Annotated in this window: 20 protein-coding genes; 16 read left to right on the forward strand and 4 right to left on the reverse strand. The window is 35.3% G+C overall.

Annotation, left to right across the window (positions count from 1 at the left end; genetic code table 11):
- Nucleotides 1-160: 160 nt before the first annotated feature.
- Entirely contained in the window at nucleotides 161-625 is a 465-nt protein-coding gene (locus AC4GZ8_RS11240; protein ID WP_491081938.1) for a YndM family protein, read from the reverse strand.
- Between the two features lie 823 nt (nucleotides 626-1448).
- Here AC4GZ8_RS11240 and AC4GZ8_RS11245 point away from each other — a divergent pair.
- The 6 genes from AC4GZ8_RS11245 to AC4GZ8_RS11270 all read left to right on the forward strand — a co-directional run bounded on the left by AC4GZ8_RS11245 (nucleotide 1449) and on the right by AC4GZ8_RS11270 (nucleotide 8212).
- Nucleotides 1449-2777, forward strand: coding sequence for an ABC transporter substrate-binding protein (locus tag AC4GZ8_RS11245; RefSeq protein WP_491081939.1), 1329 nt, complete (start codon nucleotides 1449-1451; stop codon nucleotides 2775-2777).
- An 82-nt stretch (nucleotides 2778-2859) separates the two neighbouring features.
- The gene (locus tag AC4GZ8_RS11250) at nucleotides 2860-3735 is read left to right on the forward strand and encodes a carbohydrate ABC transporter permease (protein ID WP_491081940.1); all 876 of its coding nucleotides are present in this window, start codon (nucleotides 2860-2862) and stop codon (nucleotides 3733-3735) included.
- Nucleotides 3722-4609, forward strand: coding sequence for a carbohydrate ABC transporter permease (locus tag AC4GZ8_RS11255; protein WP_491081941.1), 888 nt, complete (start codon nucleotides 3722-3724; stop codon nucleotides 4607-4609). The genes AC4GZ8_RS11250 and AC4GZ8_RS11255 overlap by 14 nt, the downstream gene beginning before the upstream one ends.
- A gap of 30 nt (nucleotides 4610-4639) precedes the next feature.
- Nucleotides 4640-5251, forward strand: coding sequence for a YesL family protein (locus AC4GZ8_RS11260; protein ID WP_491081942.1), 612 nt, complete (start codon nucleotides 4640-4642; stop codon nucleotides 5249-5251).
- A 46-nt stretch (nucleotides 5252-5297) separates the two neighbouring features.
- Nucleotides 5298-6620: an alpha-glucosidase/alpha-galactosidase gene (locus AC4GZ8_RS11265; protein ID WP_491081943.1), complete on the forward strand. Its 1323-nt coding sequence runs from the start codon at nucleotides 5298-5300 to the stop codon at nucleotides 6618-6620.
- Nucleotides 6621-6859: 239 nt separating this feature from the next.
- Nucleotides 6860-8212: an N-acetylmuramoyl-L-alanine amidase gene (locus AC4GZ8_RS11270; RefSeq protein ID WP_491081944.1), complete on the forward strand. Its 1353-nt coding sequence runs from the start codon at nucleotides 6860-6862 to the stop codon at nucleotides 8210-8212.
- A 287-nt stretch (nucleotides 8213-8499) separates the two neighbouring features.
- Here AC4GZ8_RS11270 and AC4GZ8_RS11275 read toward each other — a convergent pair whose 3' ends face one another.
- Complete coding sequence (locus tag AC4GZ8_RS11275; protein ID WP_491081945.1) at nucleotides 8500-8751, reverse strand: hypothetical protein; 252 nt, start codon at nucleotides 8749-8751, stop codon at nucleotides 8500-8502.
- Between the two features lie 289 nt (nucleotides 8752-9040).
- Between AC4GZ8_RS11275 and AC4GZ8_RS11280 the strand changes: the two genes are divergently transcribed.
- The 3 genes from AC4GZ8_RS11280 to AC4GZ8_RS11290 all read left to right on the forward strand — a co-directional run bounded on the left by AC4GZ8_RS11280 (nucleotide 9041) and on the right by AC4GZ8_RS11290 (nucleotide 11650).
- Nucleotides 9041-9436 carry a VOC family protein gene (locus AC4GZ8_RS11280; protein ID WP_491081946.1) on the forward strand — a complete coding sequence of 132 codons (396 nt, stop codon included), beginning with the start codon at nucleotides 9041-9043 and terminating at the stop codon, nucleotides 9434-9436.
- A 212-nt stretch (nucleotides 9437-9648) separates the two neighbouring features.
- Nucleotides 9649-10644 carry a S8 family peptidase gene (locus AC4GZ8_RS11285; protein ID WP_491081947.1) on the forward strand — a complete coding sequence of 332 codons (996 nt, stop codon included), beginning with the start codon at nucleotides 9649-9651 and terminating at the stop codon, nucleotides 10642-10644.
- Between the two features lie 88 nt (nucleotides 10645-10732).
- Nucleotides 10733-11650, forward strand: coding sequence for an endonuclease I family protein (locus AC4GZ8_RS11290; protein ID WP_491081948.1), 918 nt, complete (start codon nucleotides 10733-10735; stop codon nucleotides 11648-11650).
- 106 nt (nucleotides 11651-11756) lie between these two features.
- Here the strand turns inward: AC4GZ8_RS11290 and AC4GZ8_RS11295 are convergent, their stop codons facing one another.
- Nucleotides 11757-12017, reverse strand: coding sequence for a hypothetical protein (locus AC4GZ8_RS11295; protein WP_491081949.1), 261 nt, complete (start codon nucleotides 12015-12017; stop codon nucleotides 11757-11759).
- A gap of 249 nt (nucleotides 12018-12266) precedes the next feature.
- Between AC4GZ8_RS11295 and AC4GZ8_RS11300 the strand changes: the two genes are divergently transcribed.
- The 7 genes from AC4GZ8_RS11300 to AC4GZ8_RS11330 all read left to right on the forward strand — a co-directional run bounded on the left by AC4GZ8_RS11300 (nucleotide 12267) and on the right by AC4GZ8_RS11330 (nucleotide 21736).
- Complete coding sequence (locus AC4GZ8_RS11300; protein ID WP_491081950.1) at nucleotides 12267-14033, forward strand: cache domain-containing sensor histidine kinase; 1767 nt, start codon at nucleotides 12267-12269, stop codon at nucleotides 14031-14033.
- Complete coding sequence (locus AC4GZ8_RS11305) at nucleotides 14002-14787, forward strand: response regulator transcription factor (protein WP_491081951.1); 786 nt, start codon at nucleotides 14002-14004, stop codon at nucleotides 14785-14787. The genes AC4GZ8_RS11300 and AC4GZ8_RS11305 overlap by 32 nt, the downstream gene beginning before the upstream one ends.
- 114 nt (nucleotides 14788-14901) lie before the next feature.
- The gene (locus AC4GZ8_RS11310; protein WP_491081952.1) at nucleotides 14902-16221 is read left to right on the forward strand and encodes an extracellular solute-binding protein; all 1320 of its coding nucleotides are present in this window, start codon (nucleotides 14902-14904) and stop codon (nucleotides 16219-16221) included.
- A 221-nt stretch (nucleotides 16222-16442) separates the two neighbouring features.
- On the forward strand, nucleotides 16443-17321 hold the full coding sequence (locus AC4GZ8_RS11315) for a carbohydrate ABC transporter permease (protein WP_491081953.1): 879 nt from the start codon (nucleotides 16443-16445) through the stop codon (nucleotides 17319-17321).
- Between the two features lie 84 nt (nucleotides 17322-17405).
- Entirely contained in the window at nucleotides 17406-18236 is an 831-nt protein-coding gene (locus AC4GZ8_RS11320; RefSeq protein ID WP_491082225.1) for a carbohydrate ABC transporter permease, read from the forward strand.
- 235 nt (nucleotides 18237-18471) lie between these two features.
- Complete coding sequence (locus AC4GZ8_RS11325; protein WP_491081954.1) at nucleotides 18472-20634, forward strand: glycoside hydrolase family 52 protein; 2163 nt, start codon at nucleotides 18472-18474, stop codon at nucleotides 20632-20634.
- Nucleotides 20635-20767: 133 nt separating this feature from the next.
- A complete protein-coding gene (locus AC4GZ8_RS11330; protein WP_491081955.1) occupies nucleotides 20768-21736 on the forward strand; it encodes a Gfo/Idh/MocA family protein in 969 nt (322 codons plus the stop codon).
- A 177-nt stretch (nucleotides 21737-21913) separates the two neighbouring features.
- On the opposite strand, the gene AC4GZ8_RS11335 is transcribed toward AC4GZ8_RS11330, so the two are convergent.
- The gene (locus AC4GZ8_RS11335; RefSeq protein WP_491081956.1) at nucleotides 21914-22960 is read right to left on the reverse strand and encodes a lactonase family protein; all 1047 of its coding nucleotides are present in this window, start codon (nucleotides 22958-22960) and stop codon (nucleotides 21914-21916) included.
- Nucleotides 22961-23026 lie beyond the last annotated feature (66 nt).

Below are 23026 nucleotides of genomic sequence, written 5' to 3' on the forward strand. Positions count from 1 at the left end.
CTATTCTATTTGATCTACCTTTATCTTAAAGAAAAATAAGAATGGCAACAATGAACTCAAGCTTTATTTCATCTAAGGCTTAAGACTTACGAGAAAGAGGAATGATCCAAAATGTTAGAAGGACAGTTTTGGCAAACTGTCCTGTTCCTTTAAATTCAGACTAATCTTCAATTTTCTTCTTTGTACTGGTGATATCCTTTATGTTTTCTTCTTCAGCTATTTCTGTACCGTAAGCTAAATTAGAGTCAAAAACAGAATTTCTCTTGTTAATAAAGGCTGTATGCTCTTTTGGATCTTGTATAAAAAGGTGAATTATTATTTCGGCACCAGTGATGATGACTGAAGAAATAATACTTCCCCAGGCTATTTGTAGATAGCTCTCAAATAAAATACTTCCGAAAATCCATACACTTAAATAACTAAGTAAAAAATCAGCTACAGCGGCTGCACGTCTACCTAATTGTGGTAAAATGACCAATTCCCCTAATACATATGATACAGAAGTGACGAAAAAACTAAACGATAAAATATCGACAATGTTTGCATCGAAAAAAAGGTCAAGCCCTAAACCAAATGCAATGAAACAGGTAAGGAATTTTATTAAAAGTAATGTCAAGTGCTTCATATTTCTTAACCTCCTTAACATTATTTTTAGTCAAAAAAGACCTGATCATACAAAGGATAGGGAGAAAGTAATAACAAATCGGTTTCATTTTTAATCTTAAATATTACTTTTGGTTTACTAAATATATAAAACATGAAATTTATTGAAACATTATGAAATAGAGACTAATTAACGAAATGTGATTTTTAAAAAAGTGACAATTTTCTAAAAAAAGTATTGTAAGCGATTTAAAATTCTGATAACCTCTAAATATCAAGTAAATATTTAGTGAAAAGAGTGAAGATAGACTAAGTTTATTTACTAAATTAAGTAAAGGCATATTATTGTTTAAGTTGACATCAAAGAATTTTCAGCACTTGCTACAGTATTTAATCACGTTATCAAGGGTTTTATAAAACTGACTATCTGTAAAAGTTTCGGTAGGAAATAAAATATTGAGTTTGTAAAAAATAGAATATTCGGAAATTTTCATTGACTAAATTTATAGAATTATATATTCTAGTTGTGCAGAAAGAAATCGATTGCACGGATTTGGTTGATGCAAAAGTTAATGTAGTTCTACATTTATGTCATATTTCTATTATTTAAATGGTGGTTACCAACATTTGGTTGTAGAGGCGCCTGAATCAATGGAAACGATTGCGCTAAATATTAGTCAAAATCAGTATATACGATCATCTGTATTTTTAAATTGAAAACGCTTACCAGGAATTTTAAGGAGGTGATGTTTCTACATAGACATGTTTACCGGCTTTACGTAATAGGACTTTCTAATCCAGTTTTTCGAAAGGTTTTATTCACTAAAAAAATGGGGGTAAATGTAATGAAAAAGAAACTAGCATTTTTATTCTTTGCAGTTTTACTTATCATGATTCCTGCTTTACAAGCATGTAGTAATTCAAGTTCAGGGTCATCAGAAGCCGGTAATTCAGGAAGTTCCGGATCTGGTGAAAAGATTAATTTAACATTTTCTGCATGGGGCAATCCAGCTGAGATAAAAGTATACCAAAGAGCAGTGGATGGGTTTAATAAAGAAAACCCGAATATTCAAGTAAAACTTGTTCCAATTCCAAGTGATGGCTATATTCAAAAACTGCAAACACAACTTCAAGGTAGCCAGGCTCCTGATGTATTCTACGTAGGTGATGGGGATATTTCTAAATTAATTGAAACTGGTAAACTTGCTCCCCTAAGTGAATTTATGAATAGCTCAGAGAGTTACGCGAAACCAGATGAATTTGCAGAAGGTTTATGGGGTGCTGCGAAAAAAGATGACGAAATTTATGGTATAACAGTTGATTGTAACCCAATGTTACTTTATTACAATAAAAAACTATTCTCTGAACTAGGAATTAAATCTCCACAAGAATATTTTGATGCTGGTGAATGGAACTTTGCTGCAATGGAAGAAGTGACAGATCAATTACGTGATGGTGGTAAGTATGGTTTTATTGTAGATAACTCATGGAATACACTATTTAGCTGGATCTGGGCAAATGGCGGGGAAATTTATGATAAAGAAACGGGTGACTTTATTTTAGATCAAAATGATAAAGGGATTGAGTCTATGCAATTCCTTGAGAAAATGGTAAAGGATAAGAACTTTACTTATGCAGGATCATTACCAAAAGGCCAGGGTGCAGAAGCAATGTTTATGTCAGGTCAAGTAGGAATGGTTAGTGCTGGTAGATGGTTCACACCATTATTCCATGGTAATAAAGCATTAGAATGGGATTACATTTCTTGGCCATCAAATACTGAAAATAAAACTGAGCCAGTTGCAATCCCAACAGCATATATGGCAGTCAACAATGATTCAAAGAATAAAGAAGCAGCTCAAAAATTTGCTTCCTATTACACATCTACATTTGGACAAGAAGCCCGTTTAGCTGGAATTGGTAATGCAATACCGTCCATCGGTGGAATAGATAATATTGTAACGGATTCCAAAGTGCCTGAGCATGTAGACTATATTATCCAAGCTCGTGAGCAAGGTTTTGCAAACGCAATTCAATCTACAATTCCGGGATTAGATAAAGAAGCGAACGACATCCTGGATTTAATGTATCTTGGTAAAGATAATGCTGAAACAACGGTTGAAAAGTACGCAGAAAAAGCAAAAGCAATGATTGCTGAGCACAAAGGTGAGTAACTAATTCAGTAAAAGGTGTTGATAGGTGTTTTATAACATTCCTACCTTCACCTTTCCATTTTAGTAGAAGAAGGTGAAACCATTGAAAAGTCGTCAGCAAAATCTTTGGGGATTTATCTTTCTAACTCCTCAATTAATCGGTTTACTTGCATTCTCGTTAATACCTGTTTTATTTACTTTATCTTTAAGTTTTATGAAATGGGATGGATTTGGGGCAAAAGAATTCATTGGATTAGCAAATTATATCGATCAGTTCACAAATCCGGATTTCTGGAAGGCTTTAGTGAACACGGCTTATTACACAGTATTAGTTATACCTATACAAATTGCAGTCTCTTTAGCAGTTGCGATCGCACTTAATAAAATTAAAGGAAAGAACTTTTATCGTTTATTCTTCTTTATGCCAGTTGTTACAAGCTCTGTTTCTATTGGTGTGATTTGGATGTGGATTTTAAATGGTGATTTCGGGATTTTAAATCAGGTTTTAGCTAGGGTTGGTATTTACGGACCGATGTGGCTAACTGATACAAAATGGGTAATGCCATCCATTGCAATGTTAAGTATTTGGTGGGGGCTTGGGTACAACATGGTTATCTTCCTAGCTGGCCTTCAAGGTATTTCACGCTCATATTATGAAGCGGCAGATATTGATGGTGCGTCAAACTGGCAGAAATTCCTGCATATTACACTGCCATTATTGTCACCAACAACATTCTTTATTGCCATCATGGCCATCATTTCTTCTTTCCAGGTGTTTGACCAAGCTTATGTCATGACAAGTGGCGGACCTGCAAAATCAAGTTACACATTCGTATATCATATTTACGAATCAGCATTTGTTGATTTTAATATGGGTGTAAGCTCTGCTGCCGCGATGATTTTATTCATCATTATCTTAATGTTTACACTATTCCAATTTAAGATGTCAAAAAGGTGGGTTCATTATGAAGATCAATGATGTTCAAACAAAAACGATACCTAATCAGAATGTGTCATTGAGTCTCGGGAAAAGAATAAAGCCGACGAGAATTTTACTTCATGTTGTATTAATAATCGGTGCCTTTTTGATGGTTGCTCCATTTTTGTGGACAGTTAGTAGTTCATTAAAGGACATGTCCCAGATTTTTCTCATCCCTCCGAAATGGTTACCAGACCCAGTAACATTTCAAAACTATCCTAACTCACTAACGGCAATGCCTTTTGATCTTGCATATTTTAATAGTTTTTATATTACATTTATAGTTGTTCTATTAAACTTATTAACTTGTTCGATGGCTGCCTATGCCTTCGCGAAAATCCGTTTCTTTGGAGCAAATGTTTTATTCATCTTGTTCTTAGCAACGATGATGATTCCAAAACAAGTTACAATGGTTCCTCTTTACATTATCATGGATAACTTAGGCTGGATCGACACTCACTTATCTTTAATCGTACCTGCTGGTCTATTTAATGCATTTGGTGTGTTTTTATTAAGGCAATTTATTCGAGGTATTCCTAATGAATTAGAAGAAGCAGCAGTAATAGATGGGGCTAACCCGCTAAGAATTTACTGGAGTATCATTCTCCCATTAATTCGTCCTGCCTTAGCAGCATTCGGAATTTTCGCATTCATGGGAATATGGAATAGCTTCTTAGAACCATTAATTTATTTAACATCACCTGAGAAATTCACTGTTCCATTATTATTAAACACATTTAAGGGACTCTACTTTACAGATTGGTCATTAATGATGGCAGGAACTACAATTTCCGTTATACCTGTTATCATCGTATACATCTTCGCACAGAAGCAAATTATTGAAGGTATTGCGTTAACAGGTTCAAAAAGCTAACTAGAAATATGATTGGGGGTAGAAAATGAATTGAATAAATTCATGCAAGTGTTTGAATGGATCTATCGATTATTATTTCTTAATGCTTTATGGCTGCTGTTCACTTTAGGAGGCTTAATCGTATTTGGACTATTCCCATCCACTGTTTCTATGTTTCATTTAACAAAAGAATGGTTAGCTGGGAACACGGATATTCCAATATTTAAGACATTTTTTACAAAATTCAAAGAAGAATTTTTACGCTCTCAACTATTAGGAGCGGTGTTAGTTGTCATCGGTGCTTTGCTTTATTTTGACATTCAATTCTTCTTTCAAGAAGAAGGCAATGTTTTTTATTTAATGCGATATGTCATGATTACAGTCGGATTTGTTTATATTATTATGTTGCCATTTGTCTTTCCTCTTTTTGTTCAAGACAAATTAAAACTTGGAGAATTTTTGAAAAATGTCTTAATCATTAGCATGACACGAATTTTTCACAGTCTTATTATGGCTGTGGGGTGCTTTACCATATTCGTTGTATTTACTCAAATTGCCGGATTGTTCATCTTCTTCTTAGGGAGTACAGTGGCATTTTGGCTCACATGGAATTCATCAATTGCAATGAAAAAAATTAAGCAAAAACTTGCTATTACCTCTTAAATAGTAGGTTTGCTTTATACAGACAATGAAGAAGGGATGAGAAGAAATGTCTAAAATTACTTTTATTGGAGCAGGAAGTACAGTATTTGCTAAAAACGTATTAGGAGACTGTATGTTTGTCCCAGCTTTAGCTGGATTCGAATTTGCACTATTTGATATTGATGAACAGCGTTTAAAAGATTCAGAGAATATGCTGAATAACTTAAAACAAAATTACAATGGTAATGTCACGATCAAATCATACACAGATCGCAAAGAAGCGTTAAGGGGTGCAAAGTATGTCATCAATGCGATTCAGGTAGGAGGATATAAGCCGAGTACTGTGATTGATTTTGAGATTCCGAAGAAATATGGTTTACGTCAAACAATTGCAGATACGATTGGGATCGGTGGGATTTTTAGATCATTACGTACGATTCCTGTTATGCTAGATTTTGCAAAGGATATGGAAGAGGTTTGTCCAGATGCTTTATTCCTGAACTATACAAACCCAATGGCTTCTTTAACTGGAGCAATGCTTCGGTATACAAATATTAAAACAGTAGGGCTTTGCCATAGTGTTCAAATATGTACAGAGCATTTATTTAGAGATTTAGGGATAGATCATGAAGGAATTGAAGAAAAAATTGCAGGAATTAACCATATGGCATGGCTGCTTGAAGTAAAACGTAATGGCAACGATCTCTATCCGGAAATTAAGCGTCGGGCAAAAGAAAGACAGAAAACAAAGCACAATGATATGGTACGATATGAGTTGATGGATAAATTTGGATACTATGTGACAGAATCCTCTGAGCATAATGCAGAATATCATCCATATTTTATTAAGAGTAAATACCCGGAATTAATTGATCGTTTTAATATTCCATTAGATGAGTATCCGCGCCGCTGTGTGGAACAAATTGAACGATGGGAGACAATGAGAGAGGAAATGGTAAATAATAGCCAGCTGACTCACACACGCTCCCACGAATATGGTTCACGTATTATTGAAGCAATGGAAACAAACGTACCCTTTAAATTTGGGGGGAACGTTCTAAATAAAGGTAGACTCATTAGTAATCTGCCTGAAAATGCTTGTGTTGAAGTACCGTGTGTTGTTGATCGCAGCGGTATCATGCCAACATATATCGGGGATCTGCCGGAGCAATTAGCCGCCTTAAATCGAACGAATATTAATACACAGCTATTAACCATTGAAGCAGCAATGACAGGAAAAAGAGAATCTGTTTACCAAGCAGCGATGCTTGATCCACATACAGCAGCTGAACTTTCGATGGATGATATTATTGCGATGTGTGATGATTTAATTGAAGCTCATGGTGATTGGCTGCCACAGTTTACGAATCAAAAGGTTATTGTAAAATAATATTTAAAATAATATGAGGATGCAGTTCATTCATTGAGCTGTATCCTTTTTTTTATAAAATTAAAAAGTATAAAAATGGGGTAAGTTCTTTTTGAAGGGTACTTTTATATAGGAGAATAGCTACACCCCAAAATCTGTAAAAACCATTGAACCTGTCCTATACAAAATTAAAATACTTTCATATATATGTAATAAAGGTAAATTTGAAGATAAATTTAATAGAAGGAAGGTGAGTATTGATGAGGTTGTATTTAGATCCTGGTCATGGAGGCTCTGATTCAGGGGCTCAGGGTAATGGATTGATGGAAAAGAATATTACTTTAGATATTGCACTTAAAATACGATCAATCTTAACTTCTCAATATGAAGACGTTCAAGTGAAGATGAGCCGAACAGAAGATACGACCAAAAGCTTAAACCAGCGAACAAACGAGGCGAATGCTTGGGGAGCCCATTTTTATTTGTCGATCCACTGTAATGCCTTCAATGGATCTGCGAGGGGATACGAAGATTATATCCATTCGAGCTTATCTGATTCTTCAACGACCGCCAAATATCAAGATATCATCCATGCAGAGGTATTAAAAGTGAACCAACTGCAAGACCGCGGTAAAAAGAGGGCCAATTTTTATGTCCTGCGTGAATCCGTGATGCCTGCGCTTTTAACAGAAAACGGCTTTATTGATCATGCACAAGATGCTGAACTTATGAAACAATCATCATGGCGGCAAAATGTGGCACAGGGGCATGTAAATGGATTAGCAAAAGCATTTAATCTTAAACGTAAACAACAGGTAGTGCCTGGTACAGTATATAAGGTTATTGCCGGGTCATTTAGGTCAAGAGAAAATGCGGATGAGCGTGTCACATTCCTTCGATCAAAAGGGATTGAATCTTTTGTATATACCGTATCCATTTCAGGAACTACCTGGTATAGGGTTCAGGCAGGAGCGTTTTCAAGCCGAGAAAATGCAGAAAAACGTTTAGAAGAAATCAAAAATGCAGGAATTCCTGATGCATATATTATCACTGAAGGCTCAAGCGGTACACCGGATTCAGAAAGCCCAACAGGATACTCCATATTAGGCCAAACGTTTCTCTCTCCAGAACATATGAATTTATTTGTAAAAAATATCAATCCAGATGCGCTAGAGTTAGGGATTTATTATTTAACGTTCGGTGAACATTATGGAATCAGAGGTGACATTGCTTTTGCACAAGCTATGCATGAAACGGATTATCTGCGTTTCACTGGGATTGTGAAGCCCGAACAGAATAATTTTTGTGGATTAGGTGCAACAGGTCCGGATAACCCGGGTGCAAGTTTTGAAACACCAAGGGATGGCGTACTTGCCCATTTACAACATTTATACGCCTATGCCTCTACCAAACCATTACCTGGAAAATATCCACTTGTTGATCCTCGTTTTGATCTTGTTGCAAGAGGCTCTGCTCCAACATGGGTGGGTTTAAATGGAAAGTGGGCTGTACCAGGCACTACTTATGGACAATCCATTTTAGGCATGTATGAAAGAATGATTCATAGTGCTAAGGAAAATCTGGAGAAAATTCTAAATGAGATAAAAGGCTAAACCTTATCTGGAAAATTTAATCAGGGGATTGAAAATTCTTTTAGTTGCAAAAAAAATAGCTCCAAATTGCAAAAAAAGATAGAATTTTGCAATAATAGAGTGGGACTTGCAAAAATAATAAAAAAGTTGCAAAAATGAGCAATTTACAACATGAATAACTTATCGATAATTTTGCTATAAACACCTCTGTTGAGATGCCCTGCTAAGATTTAATAAAGATGGGTTATTAAAGTTATAACCCATCTTTATTCCGTGTTGACCTAGCGATAGCTTTCATCAGGTCAACTTTATTGGTTATTTCTTTCTTCAGAAGGTTCCTCATCTAAATCGGGTTCTTCTTCATCCATACCTTGTTTTTCATTACCTTCTTCAGAAGGCTCTTCATCTAGATCTGGTTCCTCTTCATCCATACCTGGTGTTTGAACTTCCGGTGAAGGTGGTGCCGGATCATTTTCTTGATTATCAACATTATTACAACCAAATAAACAACTCATTGAAAATAAAACTGTAAGTAATGTTAATACTATTTTAGAATTCATTGACTACTCTCCTTTACTAAGTACTTTTTTGTTTCTGAATTATTTTTTGTTGATGAATAAAAAATATACTAAAAACTTAACAATTGCTTAAAACCATAATGAAAAAGAGGAGTATAAGTAACAATATAACAACTAAATCGATCAAGTTATGACATCCTTGATTATTTTGAAACTTTCTTCTATATCTTCCCGTATGATAGATTAGATAAGAGGGAATAATATTGGATCCATTTTATTTAGTGGATGAAGTATTCTGAATTGTTCTAAGTCAAAAAAAGGAGTTGTTTAGATGATCGCTGTAGAAAACATTCATCATGTAAGTCTTTCTGTAACAGATTTGCAAAAAGCAAAACACTTTTATGGCACTTTGTTAGGCTTTAAGGAATTAGTGAGACCGCCCTTTGACTTTCCAGGGGCATGGTATCAAATAGGAGATCAGCAGCTTCACTTAATAGTACATAATAGCTCCAAAACACTTCGTAATAATCATGAAATCAATTCAAAAGATGGACATTTTGCTATAAGAGTGAAAGATTATGCGGAAACATTAAACTACTTAAAAGAAATTGGGCTGAAAATAATTGAAAAACCTAATAGTACAAGTGGTTTTGCGCAAATTTTCTGCATGGATCCTGATCATAATTTAATTGAATTTAATGTTGATCAAGAAACATTAAAAAAATAGTTTTATATTGATGGAAGCGATTCATTCTTAAAACAGATATCTAGTAATTTCTCCTCTACTTTACTGGTGCCAAACTACTTATTTCATCTAAATTAGCATGAGTCAATCTAATCAAAATAAAAAATTACCAATATTTCCATTTTAATAGCATCCATTATTTAGTATAAATAAAGTAGGTCAGTTATTAATTTCACTAAATGAGGAGGATAAATATGGATCAAACACCGTTACAAGTAAAATTAGTTCCTTTTACAATTGATTCAATTGTGGATAAAACAAATGAAACTCCGAAGGGTGTTAGTTTAATTCAGGCTCCTGAGATTTGGGAAGAAAGCAACCAAGGTGAAGGTATTGTTGTTGCTGTCATTGATACGGGGATTGATTCAGATCATCCGGATCTTAAAGATCAAATTATTGGTGGAAGAAATTTTACAACTGATTATAATGGCAATCCTGACGTGTTTGAAGACAATAACGGTCACGGTACACATGTATCTGGTACGATTGCTGCTTGTTTAAATAATGATGGTGTTGTTGGAGTAGCACCAAAGGCGAAAATTTTAAGTTTAAAAGTGTTGTCTGGTGAAGGATCGGGCAATTATGACTGGATTATAAGTGCAATAAATTATGCTGTGGAATGGCGCGGTCCCAAAAATCAACGAGTACGAGTCATTTCTATGTCACTGGGCGGCCCAGAAGATGTCCCTGAGCTGCATAAAGCAATAAAAAATGCGGTTAATCAGGGTATTTCTGTCGTAGTTGCAGCAGGAAATGAAGGGGATGACAGAGAGGATACATTCGAATATTCTTATCCTGGCAGTTATAATGAGGTTATTCAAGTTGGGGCAGTGAATCATGATTTAGAGCTTGCTCCATTTACAAATACTAATACAGAGGTTGATCTCGTGGCACCTGGGGTAAATGTTATATCCACATATCCCGATAATAAATATGCTTCTTTGTCAGGAACGTCAATGGCAACACCACATGTAGCAGGAGCAATCGCATTACTTATTAATTTAAGTGAAAAAGAGTTTAATAGATCACTTATTGAAGCAGAAATTTACGCCCAGCTTGTTAGAAGGACATTGCCATTGGGTTATAGAAAAAGCTCTGAAGGCAACGGCTTTCTTGTCCTTAACTTAGTTGATAAAATCTATGAAATTATTAACGTAGCACGATTAAATAAACCAATACCACAAAACTAAATGATTTTACATCACCTTGCCCGCATTATAGAGGAGCTTACCAATCTCTAAAAGTGTGGGCTTTTTACTTAAAAGGGAGGAAAAAGTCGTGGATCATGTTAATCGCAATTTTTTAGATAAAGAAATAAATTTAGACGATGTGTTAGTAGAAGTAAAGCATAATAAAATAAGAATAAAAAAAGAAGAAGAGTATTACGATAAGGAAGAGGATCAAATAATGATCAATCAATATTATCGAGATATCTCTTTTGAAAACACAGATAAAAAGGAATTGTTTAAGCAATTAAGCGAATTGATTACTAACACGCATGAAATCCATCTTCCATACAATGCAAATACTCGAAATTATCTTTACTCATGGGTAGATTTACAGGTGGATGGAACGTTAAAGAGTATCTATTCCGGAAAAGATAAAAATCCAGAACAGCTAATAAAAGAAGACTATGAGGCTGAATTGAATAGAGAGAAAGCTTATAGTATGCTAATGAAAATGTCATCAGCAAATGAAGCAGTTAAAGAGGATATGATCAAGGACATCGAAAAGGAAAATATGTACAATTGTGAGCATGTTGTACCACAATCTTGGTTTGACAAAGATAATCCTATGAGAGGGGATTTACACCATTTATTCACATGTGAAAAAACGTGTAACTCAATGAGATCTAATTATCCTTATTATGATTTTGCTGATTATTCTCCTGAATTTGAGTTAAAAGGAATTGCATCAGAATGTGGAAAATATGAAGAACAAAAGTTTGAACCTGAAAGTGGAAAAGGGCAAGTAGCACGAGCAACATTGTATTTTTTATTAAGATATCCAAATGAAATAAATCGTTATGATCAAAAGGATATAGAATTGCTGTTAAGATGGCATAATGAGAATCACGTAACAACTTATGAAAAACATCGGAACAAAGCCATCTTTGAAAAACAAAAGAATAGAAACCCTTTAATAGACTTTCCTCAAATGGCTGATAAAATTGATTTCTCGCTAGGTTTAAAGTGACTATATTACATTAAAATGAAAAACGATAAGGATGTTCTAACTTTTAAATAACCTTGTGCTACTATACCTTTTTCCAAGCACAAGGTTATTTACATGCATAACATGATTATTCATTAAATGGAGAACCTGTTGAAGTATGCTGGTTAACCCATTCAAGGGATGTAGCTGAAACAGCTTGCCAATCAGGAATTTGTGATTTATGTTGTTCAACCCAACTCATACAATATTGTGGATCAATATTATTTTGTTGGCATTGCTCTAGGAAGTCTTGAATGTTTGAATCTGTACAATTTTGCCATGTTCCACATGTGTTTTTAAATAGATTTTCCATTTTCATTTGTAAATTTTGATCGTCTCCACTATACATCGATGATTTCTCCTTTAAATAAATATATGAAATATACTTTGGTATTCCCAACAGACAGTTTGTCCAAAATTTTATAATTTATTACAGTGAGTGAGGTACATTTCATTAAATGAGATGTACTTTATTTTATGCTAGGAAATTGAACTTAAAAGTATTTACACTTAGTTTATTCAGTAGATAAAGTAAATGAATGTATGATAAAGTAAGAAAGTAGTATTTTACTATTAAAGAAGTTAGGGATGGGGTTGAATGTGGGTTAAATTAGGTAGGTATAATACATTACGTAATCAGATTTTACTAGTCTTTATTACGGTTATGACGATAGTTTTATGTTTCGTTGGAATTATGACTTATTATATTGTAGCAAACTTATTACAGGACAATGCTGAAAAACAAATTCAGCAGACAGCAGTGGAAGCAAATGGCAGGATGGAATCCCTTCATCAGCAAATTGATTTATTAACAAGACAAGTAGCAACTAATTCAACTATACAGCAGCTTTTACATGAGGAATTACAGGGAAAGTTTGCTTCCTTTCAACAAAGACAAGCATTAGTAAGGCTTAGCAATGAATATCTTACGTATACAAACGGTATTAATACATTAGAAATTTATTCAGCTGATAATCGGAAGTTAATTCCTCTTGACGGAGAAGCATTGCATAAGCGGATTAATCAGAGCTGGATTTCAGAAGCAGACAGAGCTGAAGGGAAATTAGTCTGGATTGGGCAAGATCCAATGGAACCTGATTATTACCTTGCAATCAGAAGAGTTAGTATTATTGATCAATGGTTTTCTAATGGTGGCTATATCCTCATTCAAATAAATCCTAATTATTTTGAATTCTCTGAAACACGATTGAATAATGAATATATGATCTTAGTTGATCAAAATAAAAAGCCAATAACAAGTAATTATAATGGTGACATATCGCCAATAATTGAAGAAAAAGGAACATCATTACGATTGGATGGAAGCGATTTCATGTTGGTGAAACAAACATCATCTATCACAGGCTGGACGTTATATATATTGACACCGGTAAAAGAAGTCATGAGTGGAATAACAGTTCTACGTGCAGCTATCCTTCTATCGGGTGTGTTCGGATTTCTTATCTTTTCTTTCTCGGCTGTATTACTTTCAACAATGATTACAAAACCAATTTTTAGATTGACAAAAACCATGAAAAAAGCGAGTGAGGGAGAATTAACACTTAATCCAGAAGTCTCTTCTACAATAGAGATTAATCGATTAAATGAATCATACAACCAGCTTGTAGAAAATACCAATCAGTTAATCCAAGTGGTGTATGAAAAAGAGATCTTAAAAAGCCAGGCAGAACTAAAAGCCTTGCAATCTCAAATAAATCCCCATTTTTTATTCAATACCCTTGATGCAATGTATTGGTCACTAGATGAAAAAGGGGAGGAAGAATTGGCTGAGTCAGTCTTAGCTATGTCAGAGTTATTTAGATATACGATTAGTCATCAAAATCAGGATGAATGGGTAACTGTTAAAAGAGAAATTGAACATGTTGAGCTTTATATGCAGCTCATGAAAATGAGATTCGGAGATCGATTTACATGGAGCGTGAATATTCCTAAAGAATATGAGACAGTCCAAATACCAAAATTACTTATTCAACCAATTGTGGAAAATGCAATATTACATGGTGTTGGAAATAAGGTTGGACAAGGCTTTGTCAATGTGATGGTGAAACCATCATCAACTCCGGAGTTTATTACGATTGCTGTGACTGACAATGGACCAGGGATTGAGCCAGAAACGATTAATAAAATCATGAACTTATTAGACACAGGAAAGGTATCCTCATTAAAAGGGAACGGCATGGCTCTTGGTAATGTTAACAAACGATTAAATCTCTACTATAAACATCATGAATTAAATGGAATTCAACTATCAAGCAAATTTAATGGCGGAACTTGTGTAACGTTTGATATTCCAATAAATAGGGGTGGGGCACATGATGAAAAAAACAATCTTGATCGTGGATGATGAACCAAAAACAAGACAGGGGTTAAAGAAGACATTAGAGGATTGGGCGGATGGAAAATTTGAGTTGATTAGCACAGATGGAGGTGCTGCAGCCATCTCTATTTTAGCAAAAAGGGATATTCACATATTAATTACGGATATCTCGATGCCGGAAATGACGGGGTTAGAAATGCTAAAGCTTCTCCAGGAACAAAAACAATTCCCAGTTGTGATTATTATATCTGCCTACTCTGAGTTTGATTATGCTCAAGAAGCTATTCAACTAGGTGTGTTAAATTATTTACTTAAACCGGTAAGTAAAAAGAAGTTAATTGAAGCCGTCGAAAAAGCTGTTGAAGTTCAAAAAAAGCGAGAAAGAGAAGGAAGACTAAATAAAATAATCGATGATAGGCTTGTTGATGTAAAAGTAGAGGAAAAAGAAGAAGATTCACCGATTCAAAAAGCAATGAACTATGTAGATCAACATCTTGCGGAACAATTAACCCTAAAAGAAGTCGCAAACTATATTCACTTAAACCCAAGTTATTTTAGTGTTTTATTTAAGGATCAAACAAAAATGACATTTAGTGAATATGTAACAAGAAGTCGTCTTCAAAAGGCTAAAAATCTCTTAATGGGAACAAATATGGCAGTTTCAGACATTGCTGAAGCAGTTGGATATAATACATCTAAATACTTTATTAAGATTTTTAAAGAATATGAGGGACAAACACCAAGTAAATATCGAAAAACAGCGATGATGAAGGAAACCTAAAAAATGTGGAATTTTCCCCAACCAATGTTACCTTATTCTATTAAAAGAACGTTGCTATAATAACATTGTAAGCGCATAACAAAGGAAAGATGAAAGAAAGAGGGGGAAAGATTCATGCTAAAAAAGAAAGCGATATCAATGTTTTTTGTCCTTACAATGGTTTTAGGGCTTGCTCTTACGGGCTGTTCAAGCTCCAGCTCAGGAGACTCAAGTGAAGGAAGCTCTGGAGGAGATAAGGTTACTGTTAAGTTAATGCACCTTTGGCCTTCTGGAAGCTCGAAGCAACATAATATGATTGTCAATGAAATCGCTGCAGAATATGAAGAAGCGAATCCAGGGGTTAAAATTGAACAAGAAATTTTAAGTAATGAGCAATATAAGGAAAAATTAAAAGTATTATCCGCATCAAATGAGCTACCAGATGTAGGAATGACATGGGCAGCAGGTTTCTTAGATCCATATGTAAAAGGAAATAAGTTTGCACCACTTGATGACATTTTAGAAGGCGGTTTAAAGGATTCATTTATTGCAGGTACTACTGAAGCATATGCAGTAGATGGAAAAACATATGGTTTACCGCTTGAATTAAACATTGCACCTGTTTATTACAATAAGAAAATCTTTGAAAAATACAATCTAGAAGTACCAGAAACATATGAAGACTTTAAAAATGTTGTGAAAACTCTAGCAGACAATGGAGTTACACCAATTACATTAGGAAACAAAGATCGCTGGACAGGTTCCTTATGGTATATGTATTTGGCGGATCGTTTAGGTGGTCCTGAAACATTAACAAACGCAATCAATCGCTCAGGTACTTTTGAGGATCCAGCACTAGTTAAAGCTGCTGAAGAAATTCAAAATCTAGTTGGAATGGATGCATTTGTAAAGGGATTCAATGGACTTTCTAATGATGAAGCAAAAGGTCCATTTATGAACGAACAAGCAGCAATGTATTTAATGGGATCTTGGGAGTTACCAAACTACACAACAAATGAAGATGTTCCACAGGAATTCAGAGATTCTATCGGATTCTTTAAATTCCCTACAGTTGAAGGCGGAAAAGGTGATATTAACAGTTTTGTTGGCGGTCCAGGAGTAGGATTATTCGTATCTGAAAATTCAGAGGTAAAAGAAGAGGCGAAAAAATTCGTAGAGTTCTTCGTACAAAAATGGGGTGAGCGTTCTGTAACAGACGCTGGTGTTATCCCGGCAACAAAAGTTGATACAGCTTCTATCGATTTACCACAAATGTACATTGATGTACTAGATGAGCTAAGCAATGCAAGCAACATCACATTATATGCTGATGTTCAAATGAGCGCATCTGTTGCTGAAGAACACTTAAATATGATTCAAGCATTATTTGGTGGAGAAGTGACACCAGAAGAATTTGCGAAAAAACACGAAGAAGCTCTTGCTAGTGAAGAGTAAGCAAACGATTTTTTGAAGCATGTGAAAAGGACATATCAATGGTGATCGATATGTCCTTTTCTATACCCAAATAGCCTCAAAACAGTGATATCTTCCAAATTAAAAACTTCAAATTTCATTTTTTTACGATATAAATGTAAATGTTTCGAGTTGTGAATGGAATGTAGAAGGGCTAAAGCAGCTTAAAACTTTGTACATTCTAAAAGAAAGGTGATGAAAAAATGGATAAAGTGATGTCCAATAAATTAGTAATCGCATTATATGTATTGCCTGCACTACTGCTCATCATGGTTTTAATTTATATCCCAATCGTTTTAACTGGTTACTACGGGTTAATGAAGTGGGATGGTATTGGGGAAATGACTTTTATCGGACTTGATAATTATATAAAGCTCTTAACAGATGGGGAGTTCTGGGGCAGTGCCTATCATTCCTTTTTATTAGCGATTTTCTCAGCACTTAGTTTAGTAGGATACCTTATTATTTCATTAGTACTTGCTGGGAAGATTAAAGGAGCTAATTTTTTAAGAAAAATCTATCTAATTCCAATGCTGCTTTCCTCAGTTGCAATTGCACAGCTATGGTTAAAAATCTACCATCCTTCAAACGGATTAGTAAATAGCTTACTAATGTCAATGGGGGTAGACAACCCACCAGCATGGCTAGCAGAACCTAAATATGTATTAGGAGCAATTTTTGTTCCAATCATTTGGCAATATGCAGGGTTTTATATCTTAATCTATTATGCAGCATTAAAGAATATACCAGAGTCTCTTATTGAGGCTGCTAGAATCGATGGAGCAAATGCTTTTCAAATCGCTTATAAAATCAAAGTTCCTCTCATTGCGGGTGTCATAAAGGTAACAATTGTATTAGCAATTGTAGGTTCACTAAAATACTTTGATCTAATCTACGTTATGACTGGCGGAGGGCCAAACGGATCAAGTGAAGTAATGGCCTCATATATGTACCAAAAGGCATTTGGAACATATGACTTTGGATATGGTAGTGCGGTTGGCTTCTTCTTGCTACTAATCTGTCTTGTCGTGACATGGATAATTCGAAAATTAACAGCCAATGGCGAAGAAATTCAGTATTAAGAAAGGAGCAGAATACACATGAGCATAGAAGCAAAACAACAAACACAAGCAAGTGTCACTGTCTCTACCCCAAAGTCCGAAAGTATGCTAGGGAAACGAATAGGTTATGGAGTTTTATATATCGTTCTTGCAGTAATTGCTGTCTTTCAAGTATATCCACTCATTTGGTTGTTTTTCTTTTCGTTAAAAGATAACCAAGAAGTATTTAGTAACTCTCCATTCGCGCTTCCAACAAATCCGAAATGGGAGAATTACACTACCGTTTGGACAGAAGGGAATATTAGTTTATATTTCTTTAATAGTGTCTGGATTACAGTTGCCGCGGTTGTTCTAACAGTTCTTTTAGCAAGCTTTGTTACATTTGCGATTACAAGAATGAAATGGAAGTTAAATAAATTAGTCTTAGGTTTATTTATGGTAGGATTAATGATTCCTGTTCACTCAACATTAATTCCGCTTTTCGACTTTTTCTTAAAGGTCAATTTAGTTGATCACCCATTGTCGGTCGTTTTATCTTATGTAGCATTTAACTTACCAATTACAATTATGATTTTAATGGGCTTTTATTACACATTACCACGTGAGGTTGAAGAGGCAGCAGTTATTGACGGATGTTCGATACATCGTATTTTCTTTCAAATTACGTTACCAATGACAGCTCCTGTTTTATCTACAACCGTCATTATTAATATGATTTACAACTGGAATGAATTTATATTTATTAACACATTCATTAGTTCTGATAAATATAAAACCTTAACGGTTGGTATACAGAACTTTATTGGTCAGTATATGACAGAATGGGGCGCGATAGGTGCAACACTGATGATTAGTATTATTCCAATTCTGATTGCATTCTTCTTCTTTAGTAATCGAATTGTTGAAGGAATTGCTGCTGGTTCTGTGAAGGGTTAATACTAATATTAAAAGGGTGTAGCGTAAGACGTAAACGTACTCGGTTTATAAAACCTTATATCCATATACTATTAGGAACGCACTTTTTTAAAGAATGTTATTATCTAACAGGTTTTATAAACAAAACTGTTTAGGTTGATTGACGCGAGGCATCCTGGAGCTGCAATCAACCTAAATAATTTTTATTACTACACAACAAAGTTTACAAAATAGCCTTTAAGAAAGTAGGGATCTTATGCCAAAAAATCAATTTTTCAATGCTCACCATTCGCCAATTGGTTCTTTTTCAAGCTTTACATTAGGCTTTCCGGGTAGTGGAGGAGGACTTGACCTTGAATTAGGACGATCTCCTCGAAAAAGTGTGTTTATCGGTGTTGAATCCTGTGACAAAGAAGGAATGTATGATGCTTTCCCTTTCTTTGATGTTGGAGATGACGAAAGTAAGCGCTATGATATTGAAAACCCAGATCCGGATCAAAATAAACCTAAAATCATTTTCCCTTTTGATAAAAAGGAAGTAACTCGTGAGTTTAAGCTTGGTACTGATACTTGGAAAGCAGGAGATATAACATTTACAGTTTATTCTCAAGCTCAATCTGTACCAGATCCACAAACAGCTTCTGATGAAGAAATGAAGTTAACCATCCTGCCGGCTGTCATTGCTGAATTGACGATCGATAACACAAAAGGCACAAAAACAAGACGTGCTTTTTTTGGCTATGAAGGAAATGATCCATATAGTTCAATGCGTCGTTTAGATGATACGTGTGAAGGTCTTTCTGGAGTTGGTCAAGGTCGCATAACAGGGATTGTGTCATCAAACCCTGATGTTAAATCAGCAATGCATTTTAGTATGGAAAATATTTTAACAACACCTTTCGAGGAAAACTGGACATTTGGATTAGGACCAATTGCCGCGCTAATTATGGATGTTCCAGCAGGCACATCTCGTACGTATCAGTTTGCGATTTGCTTCCATCGTTCAGGCTATGTTACTGCTGGTTTGGATGCTTCTTACTATTATACAAAATACTTTAAAAATATTGAGGAAGTTGCCGTATACTCGTTGGAAAATGCTGCTAATTTCATTGAACGCGCTAAAAAAGCAAATGAATTAGTTGATAATGCTACACATTTATCAGATGATCAGCGGTTTATGATGGCCCATTCCATCCGCAGCTACTATGGCTGTACACAATTTCTTGAAGCTGACGGAGAGCCCTTCTGGATTGTAAATGAAGGGGAATATCGTATGATGAACACCTTCGATTTAACAGTAGATCAGTTGTTTTTTGAAATGAAAATGAATCCATGGACAGTGAAAAATGAGCTAGACATGTTTGTGAAACGATTTAGTTATGAAGACAAGGTACGTTTTCCAAATGATGAAACAGAATATCCAGGTGGGATTAGCTTTACTCATGATATGGGAGTTGCAAACACGATCTCTCGTCCGCAATTTTCTTCTTATGAATTATATGGTTTAGATGGATGCTTTTCTCATATGACACATGAACAGCTTGTGAATTGGATCTTATGTGCAGCTGTATATGTTGAACAAACGAAGGATACTGATTGGCTGCATGAAAATATGGAGATCTTCATGAAGTGCTTCGAAAGCATGATAAATCGTGACCATCCAAATCCTGAAGAACGTAACGGAATCATGGGTCTTGATTCAACACGCGTGATGGGAGGAGCTGAAATAACAACGTATGACAGCCTAGATGTATCTCTAGGTCAAGCACGAAACAATATTTATATGGCAGGTAAATGCTGGGCTTCTTATGTTGCATTAGAAAAGATCTTTGCTGAAAATGGAAAAGCTGACCTTGCTAAACAATCAGGTGGGCAAGCGGAAAAATGCGCCGAAAGTATTGTTAGCTTTGTGACGGAGCAAGGCTATATCCCGGCCGTTGTTGGCGAAAACAATGATTCGAAAATTATCCCTGCCATCGAAGGATTAATCTTCCCATATTTCACAAATTGTGAAGAAGCCCTCGATCCAAATGGACGCTTTGGCGCCTATATTCAAGCTTTAGAAAAACATCTAAAAACAGTATTAGTAAACAGTGTTTGCTTATTTGAAGATGGCGGATGGAAAATTTCGTCAACAAGTAATAACTCATGGTTAAGCAAAATCTACCTAAGTCAATTTATCACTCGTAAATTACTAGGTTGGGAATGGGATGAAAAAGGTGCAAAAGCGGACGCAGCTCATGTAGAATGGCTAACACACCCAACTCTATCTGTTTGGAGCTGGAGTGATCAAATTATTTCCGGTGAAATATCAGGAAGTAAGTATTACCCAAGGGGAGTAACTAGTATTTTATGGTTAGAGGAGAATGAAAGCACAAGCACATTGACGAAGAAAGCAGAATTGAGTCAACAAAACTAAGGGGTTTTATATAACATGGACAAATCTCATGATTTCTGAGGTTTGTCTTTTTTTATGCATTATTAAAGATTGTAAGTGTTTACAACATCAGATAAACTAGTACTATCTTATTTATATTTAGGGGGGTGGGGAGATGCTGAATATTGGGATCATCGGAACAGGTTGGTTTAGTGGTGTTCATGCAAATATTCTACAGAAAATGGAAGGGGTAAAAATCAAAGCGATTTGTGGGACTAGTATGGCAAAAGCCGCAAACTATGCGAATAAATTTGATGATGCTAATGGATATGAAGACCTTATCCAAATGTTAGATAATGAAAAATTAGATGCTGTATACATATGTGTTCCTCCATTTGCACATCAAGAAATGGAGAGTGAGTTAATTTCAAGAGGAATCCCATTTTTGGTGGAAAAACCACTTAGTACTGTTGTGAAAACACCAAAAGAGATTTTATTAAAACTAGAGGAATCCCCAGTTATTACATCTGTTGGCTATCATTTTCGTTATCGTGAAACAACTAATCTATTAAAAGCAGAATTAGAGGAACAAACACTTGGTATGATTACAGGAAGATGGATGGGATCCATGCCGACTGTCCCATGGTGGAGAAATCAAGAAACATCGGGTGGTCAGTTTATTGAGCAAACAACTCATTTAGTTGATTTACTCCGCTATACTGTTGGAGAGATCAAAGAAATATATGCTGCGTACGCAAAGCGATCGATCGCTGAGCAGTATGAAAATGTATCCGTACATGATGTTGGAACTGTAACAATGACTTTCGAAAATGGTGTGATCGCTAATCTATCCAATACATGTATCCTTCCAGAAGGAATTTCAAATGTTGGAATGGATTACTATACAAACAAAGGAATTCTACATATCGGATTCGAAGGAATTGAAATGGTTAAACAAGGGGAAAAACAATTAATAAAAGAATCAACCGATCCATATGTAAAAGAAAATGAAGCGTTTATCCATGCCATCCGAACTGGTGATACATCTCGTATTCTATCAACCTACCATGATGCCTATAAAACACAGGAGGTAACAGTTGCTGCGCTTACTTCAGCGAAAACAGGTGCACCGGTTAGGATTTAATTAAGTTAAGTTGATGGGAGGATTGGGTGGAAATAAGAAATCTCGAAAAGTCCTTCATAAAGGTGATGAAGAACTAAAACCGTGAGAAGCTTGGGAGAAAAGGTCTTCATCTTGTTATGAAGGATGAAAAAGTCCTTCATAACAAGATGAAGGACAATCATAAAAAAAGTTATAATATTAAACATTCAAAAACTTAACACACACAGGATCAGGAACAGATACAGTTGAATCTAATAATGTTAATTTCCCTGTTTCTGTATCTCTTGCAAAAAGAACAAGATTACTGCTTTCTTGATTTGAAGCAACAACGAATTTTTCAGTTGGATCTAGGACGAAATCACGTGGCCAGCTGCCTTCAGTTGATGTGTATTCAATAAAGGATAATTCACCATTCTCTTGATTTACGCTATAAACAGCAATACTGTCATGCCCGCGATTACCTGCATAAACAAAACGTCCATCAGAAGAAATATGGATCGCACTTCCCTGGCTATTTTCAGTAAAGTCTTCAGGAATTGTTGGGATGTACTGAAGCTCTGTAAACGTACCAGTTTCAGAATTGTAGCTTAATGCAATCACTTCGTTGCTTAGTTCTGTCATGACATAAGCAAATTTACCGTTTGGATGGAAGGTAATATGTCTTGGGCCACTACCAGCTTTTACAAGCAATGTGTGGGCTTCTTCTAGTTTACCGTTTTCAATTTTGTAAGTAATGACTTTATCAATTCCTAGGTCAACAGCCACAACGAATTTTTCATCAGGTGTAAAACCGGAAAAGTGAGTATGAGGTTTTTCTTGTCTTTCATGTGGACCTTTTCCAGTATGCTCTACAACAACTACAGCTGGAGAAACGGTTCCATTATCATTGACTAAAAATGATTCCACTGTTCCTTTATGGTAGTTAGCTGTCACAACCTGCTTGTTTCCACGATCCACACTCACATGGCATGGAGAAGCACCATCAAGTAATTCACGGTTGAGTTCAGAAAGGTCACCGGTTTCAGCGTTAATAGAGTAAGAAGCAACTCCGCCTTGATTTCCTTCTTTTACAACAGCATAAAGATTTTTGTTATCTTGACTTAAGTTTACATATGTAGGGTTGTCCAATTCTGCTACAGGCTTAACATCTCCAAGCTTTGCAGCATCTGTATCAAGAGTGAAGCGATAAACTCCTTTACTGTCACCTTTTGTGTAAGTACCAATATAACCGATTAATTTTGGCAAGGGTATTTCTCCTTTCAATATGTAATACTTTTCATTATATCGTTAGATTATCGGAAACAACAACAT

It is taken from the genome of Metabacillus sp. RB-C-LZQ-3-1, assembly GCF_058315175.1.